Origin of the sequence: uncultured Gimesia sp. (genome assembly GCF_937910335.1) — a bacterium.
Taxonomy (GTDB): Bacteria; Planctomycetota; Planctomycetia; order Planctomycetales; family Planctomycetaceae; genus Gimesia.
Genome location: NZ_CALEMX010000583.1, coordinates 1 through 8782 on the forward strand (window position 1 = coordinate 1; position 8782 = coordinate 8782).

Annotated in this window: 8 protein-coding genes; 2 read left to right on the forward strand and 6 right to left on the reverse strand. The window is 47.2% G+C overall.

Translation table 11 applies throughout. The annotated features are described in order from the left end of the window. Both arsS and Q0668_RS23760 read right to left on the reverse strand, forming a co-directional pair. A partial coding sequence (gene arsS / locus Q0668_RS23755; RefSeq protein ID WP_298869033.1) for an arsenosugar biosynthesis radical SAM (seleno)protein ArsS occupies window positions 1-954 on the reverse strand: 954 nt, incomplete at its 3' end. A gap of 49 nt (window positions 955-1003) precedes the next feature. Beyond that, the gene (locus Q0668_RS23760) at window positions 1004-2185 is read right to left on the reverse strand and encodes a methyltransferase domain-containing protein (protein ID WP_298869034.1); all 1182 of its coding nucleotides are present in this window, start codon (window positions 2183-2185) and stop codon (window positions 1004-1006) included. 245 nt (window positions 2186-2430) lie between these two features. Between Q0668_RS23760 and Q0668_RS23765 the strand changes: the two genes are divergently transcribed. Both Q0668_RS23765 and Q0668_RS23770 read left to right on the forward strand, forming a co-directional pair. Beyond that, a complete protein-coding gene (locus tag Q0668_RS23765) occupies window positions 2431-3174 on the forward strand; it encodes a glycosyltransferase family 2 protein (protein WP_298869035.1) in 744 nt (247 codons plus the stop codon). After that, complete coding sequence (locus Q0668_RS23770) at window positions 3138-3836, forward strand: DUF2064 domain-containing protein (protein ID WP_298869036.1); 699 nt, start codon at window positions 3138-3140, stop codon at window positions 3834-3836. Before Q0668_RS23765 ends, Q0668_RS23770 begins: the two co-directional genes overlap by 37 nt. Here Q0668_RS23770 and Q0668_RS23775 read toward each other — a convergent pair. The 4 genes from Q0668_RS23775 to Q0668_RS23790 form a co-directional block, all read right to left on the reverse strand. After that, window positions 3821-4660: a sulfite exporter TauE/SafE family protein gene (locus Q0668_RS23775; RefSeq protein WP_298869037.1), complete on the reverse strand. Its 840-nt coding sequence runs from the start codon at window positions 4658-4660 to the stop codon at window positions 3821-3823. The two genes, Q0668_RS23770 and Q0668_RS23775, sit on opposite strands and share 16 nt — an antisense overlap. A gap of 78 nt (window positions 4661-4738) precedes the next feature. Continuing rightward, window positions 4739-6136, reverse strand: coding sequence for an MFS transporter (locus Q0668_RS23780; protein WP_298869038.1), 1398 nt, complete (start codon window positions 6134-6136; stop codon window positions 4739-4741). Window positions 6137-6153: 17 nt separating this feature from the next. Continuing rightward, window positions 6154-7104 (reverse strand): hydroxyacid dehydrogenase, encoded by a 951-nt coding sequence (locus tag Q0668_RS23785; RefSeq protein WP_298869039.1) that lies wholly within the window; start codon window positions 7102-7104, stop codon window positions 6154-6156. A gap of 41 nt (window positions 7105-7145) precedes the next feature. Beyond that, window positions 7146-8375 (reverse strand): threonine synthase, encoded by a 1230-nt coding sequence (locus Q0668_RS23790; RefSeq protein ID WP_298869040.1) that lies wholly within the window; start codon window positions 8373-8375, stop codon window positions 7146-7148. Between the last annotated feature and the right edge of the window lie 407 nt (window positions 8376-8782).

The following is an 8782-nucleotide window of genomic DNA, read 5'->3' on the forward strand; positions in this document are numbered from 1 at the left end:
TTCCTGACTGTGAAAATCTCGAATGTGCCTTCGTGCAGGGAGGGCGACGGGGAGGTTCAGCATTTGATTAAAATCGCAGTCATAGAGAATCCCCTGCCAGTCTACCGAAATGATGGAACGGCACATGAGCCCGGAAACGGTCTGAGGATTGAACGCATTTACCAATCGCTCCATGTATTCTTCGAACTTCCCCTGGTCAACCAAGTCACTCAGAAAGCGGCTGATGGGCATATTTGTGATGGTAATCAGGTTCGTGAATTCGATATCGAAGTGTTTTTTAAGTTCACGCCTGTAAGCCAGTTCCAACTCAGATTGATCTGGAGGTAATGAGAATCCGACCGGGTTGAAAACCAATGTGAGTTTCAATTTGGAATCAGGTTTCCCGTAACCGAGGTCGTTCAATATTTTCAGTGCCTGAATCGATTTTTGAAATGCACCATCACCCCTTTGGGCATTCGTATTTTCTTCAAGGTAGCAGGGGAGCGAAGCCACAATTTCGACTTGATGAGCAGCTAAAAATTCAGGAAGATCCTGATAGCCGGGGGCTAGTAAAATTGTCAGATTACAACGGTCTATGACCTGTTTTTTGAGTTGGGTTGCCTGCGTTACTATTTCGCGGAAGAGCGGATTCATCTCGGGGGCTCCCCCGGTTAAATCCAATATCTGAAAATCGGGGTGTGCGAGTGCGTTCAGACAGTCCTGAATGGTTTCGGCCGTCATGATTTCTCTGCGGTCAGGACCAGCGTCAACATGACAATGTTCGCAGGTCATATTGCAGAGCTTTCCCAGGTTGACCTGCATGGTCGTAATCTTACTGGCCTGAAGTTGAGGAAGCTGATGATGTTCCAATTGCTGGTCGAATGCAAGCTGCTGATTCTGGTCGTTTAAGATGCGCAATTGTTCCCGGGGGTCGGCAAGCTTGCTGTGTTGTCGGAGGAGGGTCAGTGAAACCATAAGTCTTCCTGAATCATTCGTACAAATTAGATTAGATCAGCGTACCGATTCATGAACAGCAATCACTATCCGGACTGCAGCAGGAGTCCATGATCTGGCTGGTCAGGTCATAATTTTTACCCTTGGTTTCCTGGGGATGGCGTATTGCATTTCGTCGACAATCCATTTCCTGTGCCTGATCCAATGAGATATTCTGAAACGGTTCAACGGCAGCGAATTGTCCCTGATAGGGAAATGCCTGCAGGAGTTGGAATGTTTTATCGCAAACGGCAACTCGTTGTCCGCGAAAATAGATGTGACCATCGTCGTCTTCTACTTTCTTATACGGGCCGAGATAAATCATCGCCTGATTTCTTTCCAGGCACGGCCCCTGTTTGCCTTTGTAAGCGGAAACCGTGATCGAGCGGAACTCAATTCCTTCGATAGTTTGCCAGGGTGTCTCTTCGCGTTTGAGGATTTCGATTCCATGGAATCCAGCGTCTTCAAACGCTTTTAAAAACGCATCTTCACGAAAAGCCCCTGAGAGACAACCCGACCAGAGCGTGGGGTCATCCCTTAGATGTGCGGGGACATCCTCATCGCAGACAATGTCACTGATGACTGCTTTGCCTCCACGTTTCAAAACACGAAACACTTCTTGCAGCAGTTGACTGCGGTCACTTTCGCGAACCAGATTTAAGACACAATTTGAAATGACACAATCGGCACTTTCATCCTCGATCATAGGAGTTTCACGGCGCAAGCGTTCTTCCAGATTACGAAGTTCCAGCCAGCGTGAGTGGCTATCAATCGGATTGTCTGACAGCTCCTGATTCAACTGGTCCAGATCCAGCTTTAAATCCTGAATCAAACCGCAATGGAAATCAACATTTGCGTATCCCAGTTGATCGGAAATTTTCTGCTTATATTTTCTGGCTAATGCCAGCATCTCGGCATTGCAGTCGACGCCAATGACTTTCCCTTCAGGGCCAACAATCTGTGAGGCAATATAACAGATTTTACCCCCACCCGATCCCAAATCAACAACAGTGTCACCTGCTGACAAATAAGGTGTTGGATCGCCGCAACCATAATCCCGTTCCAGGATTTCCTGAGGAATGATTGATAAATATTCTGCATTGTATGTGACAGGACAGCAGAGCGATTGCTCTTTCTGGTTCGCTGCGTTGGCATATCGAGAATAAACGGATTCTTCTTCAGTAGAAATCGGGTCTACATTTACTGAATTCATGGTGATTCGAGTTCCTTTCAATTCCAATATCAGTCATTTGAATTCTCGGCAGAACCTGATCTACGTTCTTTATTTTAATGACATCTTAGTATAGAGATGTTAGAGAATTCGAGATACATTGTTGTTCCAGAGGAGGGACGACATTTTTTGATGATCGAATTATTCTCTATTATGCTAACAAAAACTGTGAACCAAATCACATTTTACCTGTTCAAGTTGAAAAAAAGATGAGTTCAAGGCACGAAATGGATTCAGGACCTCAGATTTCAGTAGTCATTCCGGTTCTGGATGGTGAGTGCTTTTGGAAAGACTTGATCGCCGATCTGGCTTTTTTTCCCGATTCAGCTGAGTTTTTATTTATCTCCAATGGTAACCAACCACAGGAGTTTACAGAATTAGCGGGTCAGAATCAAATTGAGAGTCGAAGTCATTGGTACTGTAGTTCTGTAGGCCGGGCGATTCAGATGAATCTAGGTGCCTCTGAAGCCTGTGGGTCCAGTCTCTTATTCTTGCATTCTGATTCAAGGCTGAGTGAAACCGGAATCGGGTTGCTGATTCAATCTTTAAAATTATCTCCCGGGGCTTTGCATTATTTCAATTTAAAATTTCCAGATCAGAGTTCTTTCTTGATGAAGCTGAATCAATGGGGAGTTTATTTTCGATCACATATTTTGGGGATTCCCTTTGGAGATCAGGGGCTGTGCTTAAATCGAGATTTATTCATGGAACTTGGAGGATATAATGAATCGGCTGCTTACGGAGAAGATCATCTTCTGGTTTGGGTCGCGAGACGAAGAGGGGTTCGGTTAAAGTGTACTGGCGCGTCGATTGAAACGAGTGCCAGAAAATACCAACAACAAGGATGGTTGAAAATTACGCTACAGCATGTCTTCCTGAGTTTGTTTCAGGCTGTTCCCCAATTATTTCTCTTGATAAAAGATCGTATTGCTGCATGGTATCAAGGCAAGGCGCAATCGCCATCTTTGTAAAGACACCTGGTTATTCACCTCTGAAAACCAGATTGGCTCAATCGATTGGACAAATTCAGGCAGAGCAGTTCCATCAACTCTCTGCCAAAGCAGTGGAAGCTGTGGTTCGAGTTGTGTCTGAGCAAAAGCCAGTGTCCCCATTTTGGGCCGTTGCTGAAGAAGCCGCGCTCACTGATCCATTATGGAAACGGTTTCCCACCATTTCTCAGGGAACGGGAGATCTGGGCTCTCGTCTGTCTCACATTGATCAGGCTCTATCCGCGAAGTACGACTATGTGATCTTTCTGGGGGCCGACGCTCCTCAACTTCCCATTGCCTATTTAACGAAAGCTGTTGAGTATCTTTCTGAAATTACAGATCGCCCTCAGTTTGTGATTGGTTCTGCTAGCGATGGTGGTTTTTATTTGTTCGGCAGTCAAATCTGTCTGACTCGGGAAGCATGGCTCAATGTCCCTTATAGTGATTCGAAAACTGTCGAAAAATTACGGGAACAGATTCAGGATCGCGGCTACATTTTAGAACTCCCCGTTTTAACTGATGTAGACACGGTTCACGAATTGGAAACCATTCAACGGCAAGTGGGTGATGTGGAATCGTTACTACCCGAACAGCTTGAGGTTTTCGAATGGATACAGAAGTTAGACGTTCAATATCCTGAATAGCGTACTTGATCGTTGAGGAGGGGTGCTTTCGTAAGTTCGACTTTTAACTCAGTGGAGTCAGCACGAGTCGGGCTACCCATAATGAGCATATAGAGCGAGAAGACGGCTAAGAGCGACAGTAGGCATCGCTTGAACAGCACCGGGTTAATGCGTGGTCCGAGAATTGTTCCCAGTTTCATTCCCAAAATCACAACCGGGACAATGACCGCAGTGGTCAATAATACCTCGGAAGTTGCCAGCCCCATCAGTGATAAACCGATGGCCCGGGAGATTGAGATCAAAATGAAGAAACCAAAAATGAACCCCTTATATTGATCCTGGGTCCAGGGCTGACGGACTGCATAGATCACAATCGGAGGCCCAGCAATACTGGTTGTGCCAGCCAGGAATCCACTACAAAAACCGGCAAGGGCACTCCAGAGCGTCGCGGGGCTTTGTTGATCACTTTCTGCAGCAGGGGAGGGGCGTTGGAGAAAACCGTCAATGGTAATCAATAGAATTACCAGGCCGGTGCCCCGCACCAAAAGATCAATATCAACCAGCGTAAAGATCAGCATGCCGAATGGTAAGCCAATCAGGGAACCGATGATCGCGCCTGCGAGAATGCGAAGGTTTGAGTGTTGACGATAATTCCAGAAGATCCAGATGACAGGTAGCACAATACTAAAGGCGACGAGTAGATTCGCTTCGCGAAAATTGATCACCAGAGGCAGGGTAGCCATTGCGACCAGCGCATATCCAAATCCAATGATTCCCTGAATCAACGCAGAAATGAAAACGATGGAGAGAACAATACACCACAATTGTGGATCAGAAAACATCATGAGAGATTACAAGTCAATATGAGTACTACATGCTGCAGCACTCTGTTAAGCGGAAGTGAGTACTGCAAGGATGAGCAGTTATTCCATCAATGCGCTGCCTTTGGTTTCTTTGGCAAAGAATGGTAAAATTGCACCGACTATATAGAGCATGCTGAGAATCGTCGTCGTTTGTGCCAGCGAATATCCCCCGGCATCCAGCATCCAGCCTCCAAGAAACAGGATGGGAGCAGCGATAATGCGTCCTCCATTAAAACAGGTACCCGCTCCGGTTCCCCTCAGTCGAGTTGGATAGAGTTCCGGGAAATAAATGGCATAGCCGGCATGCATGCCCAGTGTCAAAAAACCGAAAATTGGGAGGAAGCAACCGATGACAATTGAATTATTGAATACTTGAAACAGCAGCACCGCACTGATTAAGCCCCCGACATGAAACAGACAAAACGCACCTCGTCGACCCAACCATTCACAAAGTGGGCCAAAGGCTAGCAGACCTAGCCCTCCTCCGGTTGTTGCCAGGAACATGCCCAGCATTTCCCATTTCTTCAATGTCGTTTTTTTGGATTCAAAATAGGATTTTATTTCTTCTTCCGAGACGTCAGGCTGATCCTGGAAATGTTCGACTCGATAATCTGCTTTTACTGCATTCAAAAACGCATTTTTCCCATAGATATGTACGCCCCAGAATGTAGCAAAGCCAATAGCCGCCAACGTGATTCCAATGCACGTACTCTTGGTGTATTTTGGAGAGAAAAGATCACCAATCGTTCCCATTGATTGACTCGAATCTTGTTTCGCCATTTCTTGAGCGTGTTTCCACGATTCTGGTTCCTTCAAGGACCTTCGAATCCAGATAATCAAAAATGAAGGAATCACGCCTAACGCGAATCCAATGCGCCAAGGTAGAGTGGGAAGATCTACACTCTTTGCATACGCTTGGATACTCTCGTTTCCTATGATAAACGCTCCCGCCAAAATAGCGAGATATGTTCCGAAGACACTGGATGCATGAAAAATACTGCCGACACGTGCCCGCGCTTTAGGGGGGAACGTCTCGGCAACCAGTGTGCTGGCAACTGCCCATTCTCCTCCGACTCCTAATGCTACAAGAAATCGAAAACCAGCAAATTGCCACCAGTCCTGAGAAAATGCAGAGAGACATGTAAACAAAGAATAAAACAGGATTGTCAAAGACATTGTTTTTTTGCGGCCAATACGATCACTCAATGCACCAAACCCAATTCCCCCGAGTGCGCCACCGATCAGAAATGCACCGAATGTGATGTAATTGTAATTCGAAATTTTGCCTTGAGAGGTTCCTTCTGGGACGAGTGAGGGCATGGCTTCATTCATGCTGGCAACGAAGATCTGGCCTTCGAAGACGTCAAACACCCAACCGAGCGAGGCAATCGTCAGCACGAGCCATTGATAGCGAGAAATGCCGTCGTACCATTTTTCTTCTTTGAGTTCATTCTGCATCTAGCTGGTACTCTCAGTTAAGATTCAAAAACATGGATTGCTTTTTTTCCGCTCAGCACCAAACGCACATCTTCACATACCGAATCGACAACGCGTTCCTGCGCTTCTAGAGTAAAGGCGGCGATGTGTGGTGTTAAGATTACATTTTCCATCTGGTTCAATGGGCACTGATTAGGAGGTTCTGTTTCTCTGACATCCAGCGCGGCTCCCGCGAGTTTATGTTCCAGGAGTGCCTGGGTCAGGCCACTTTCATCGACGACTTCGCCGCGTGATGTATTGATGAAAAATGCAGTCGGTTTCATCAGGCAGAAATGCAGATAGGTCAACAGCTTTCTGGTATCGGGAGTCAATGGGCTATGGCAGGAGACAACGTCTGCTTGTACTAGTAACTCATCCAGTGAAACGAGTTTTCCGTCTAATTGTTTGAGATGGGGCGCGTCTGCTGAGAGATAGGGGTCTGCGGCGATGATTTTCATCCCAAACGCACTGGCGCGGGTTGCAGTTAAAGTGCCGATGCGTCCCATGCCGATCAACCCTAGCGTTTTGCCGTGCAGTTCGGAGCCTGTGAATTTGATGCGATTCCAACCTCCGGTAAGTGTGTCCTGGCGCGCTTCAGGAACTTTTCTCAACAAAGAAAGCATCAAGCCGATGGCCAGTTCTGCTACGGAGAGGGAATTGGCGTCCGGAGTAAAGCAGACTACAATTCCTTTTTCGTGGGCATATTGCGTATCTACATTATCAAGGCCGGCGCCGGCTCTCGCAATGATTTTGAGATCAGGAGCTGCATCGATGAGTTCACGGTTCACTTGCGTCTGATTGCGGACGATCAATGCTTTGGCAGTTTTGATCTTCTCTTTGAGCTGGTCCACGTTCTGCCAGAGATAGGCATCGAATTCGACATCAAGATCATCCATGAGTCGAACCATGGAGACTCCCTGAATATTCTCTGTTACCAGAACATCGCTCATCTCATGCTTTCCCGCTGTTGTATTTCAAAATGGTTGCTAACTCAGACAAACTGAGAGTAGTCTACAGGCTGATTGATGTCGATAGACTGATCAGCCGGAGGAAGTTCATATTTCAAACCCGTTGCGCAGTTAAACAGGACGGCACTTTCATCGGGGCTGATACGCCCCGACGCGAGTTCCTGTTTATAAGCGGCATAAGTGGCAGCCCCTTCCGGGCACATCAGGAATCCTTCCTTTTGCGAAGCTTCATTGAGCGCTGCGGTAATTTGGTCATCATTCACAGCGGTTGCGAATCCCTGACTTTCTCTTACTGCGCGTAAAATTAAAAAATCACCTACGGCAACGGGGACACGAATGCCGGCTGCAACGGTGTGTGCGTTTTCCCAGAGTGGTGCGTGTTCTTTTCCTTCTTCAAACGCTTTGACGATGGGGGCACATCCGGTGGCCTGTACGGCGACCATGCGGGGAAGTTTTCCTGTGAGCCAGCCGATCTCTTTGAGTTCGTTGAAGGCTTTCCACATACCAATCAGGCCTGTTCCGCCGCCTGTCGGGTAAAAAATGACGTCGGGAACCTGCCAGCCCATCTGGTCGGCCAACTCCAGTCCCATCGTTTTTTTTCCTTCGATGCGATACGGTTCTTTCAGGGTTGAAAAGTCAAACCAGCCTACTGGTTCTTTTCCTTCACCAACAATTTTGCCACAGGCGTTGATTAAACCATTGACTCGCCAGACATGGGCACCCTGCGCTGCGATTTCACGAATGTTAATTTCGGGTGTATCATCGGGGCAGAAGATATAGGACTTCATGCCGGCCCTTGTTCCATAGGCGGCCAGTGCAGAACCGGCGTTCCCGTTTGTTGGCATTGCGACTTTAGTGACGCCTAATTCTTTCGCCATCGATACAGCCATACATAGGCCGCGGGCTTTAAAGGAACCGGTTGGGAGTCGTCCTTCATCTTTGATCCAGAGTTTTCCGTTCCCTCCCTGGAGTCGAGGCGCGGGAATCAAAGGCGTATGAATTTCTCCCAGGCTGACGATGTTTTCTGATTTACGAACGGGAAGAAACTCGCGGTAACGCCAGAGTGTGGCAGGGCGGGCCGCCAAATCTGACTTTGTAACGGACTGAGCGATCGCATTCAAATCGTATTTGACGAGCAGTGGTTTGCCTGCCTTGGAAAGACCGTGGAGTTGATCTGCCGGATAATGGTCATGTTCCATTCCGCATTCGAGATGGGTGACAAAGGTGGGCGTTTCCGGGAACGAATCGTGCATTGCAAAAAACCTGATTTATAAATGAATTATCAAGGGGGATTATATCGTAAAATCTCGACCAAAAATATATTTCTGTTATCCAGCTATTGCTCAAAAAGTCAAGCCAATGGTGTTCATGTATGTGTTTTTCCAACGGTCCTGAAGTTCGTGCGAATTCAAGGATTTGATTTGAAGAAAAACGACCACCTGAGATCAGATGGTCGTTAGTCGGTCTCTTCAAATCAATTGATTATCTGCTGTTACTCAACAGGTCCTTCGACTCCACCAGTATAGCGTTCACCATCGGGTTCTTCTCCATGGAGAACTTCTACCTTATATCCACCCTTGGAGCGGAAGTAGAGGACGAGGATCAAGTAACCGAAGGCCATGATCAGTCCGCCGAGCAGACAGATGGCAGCGGCAATGGC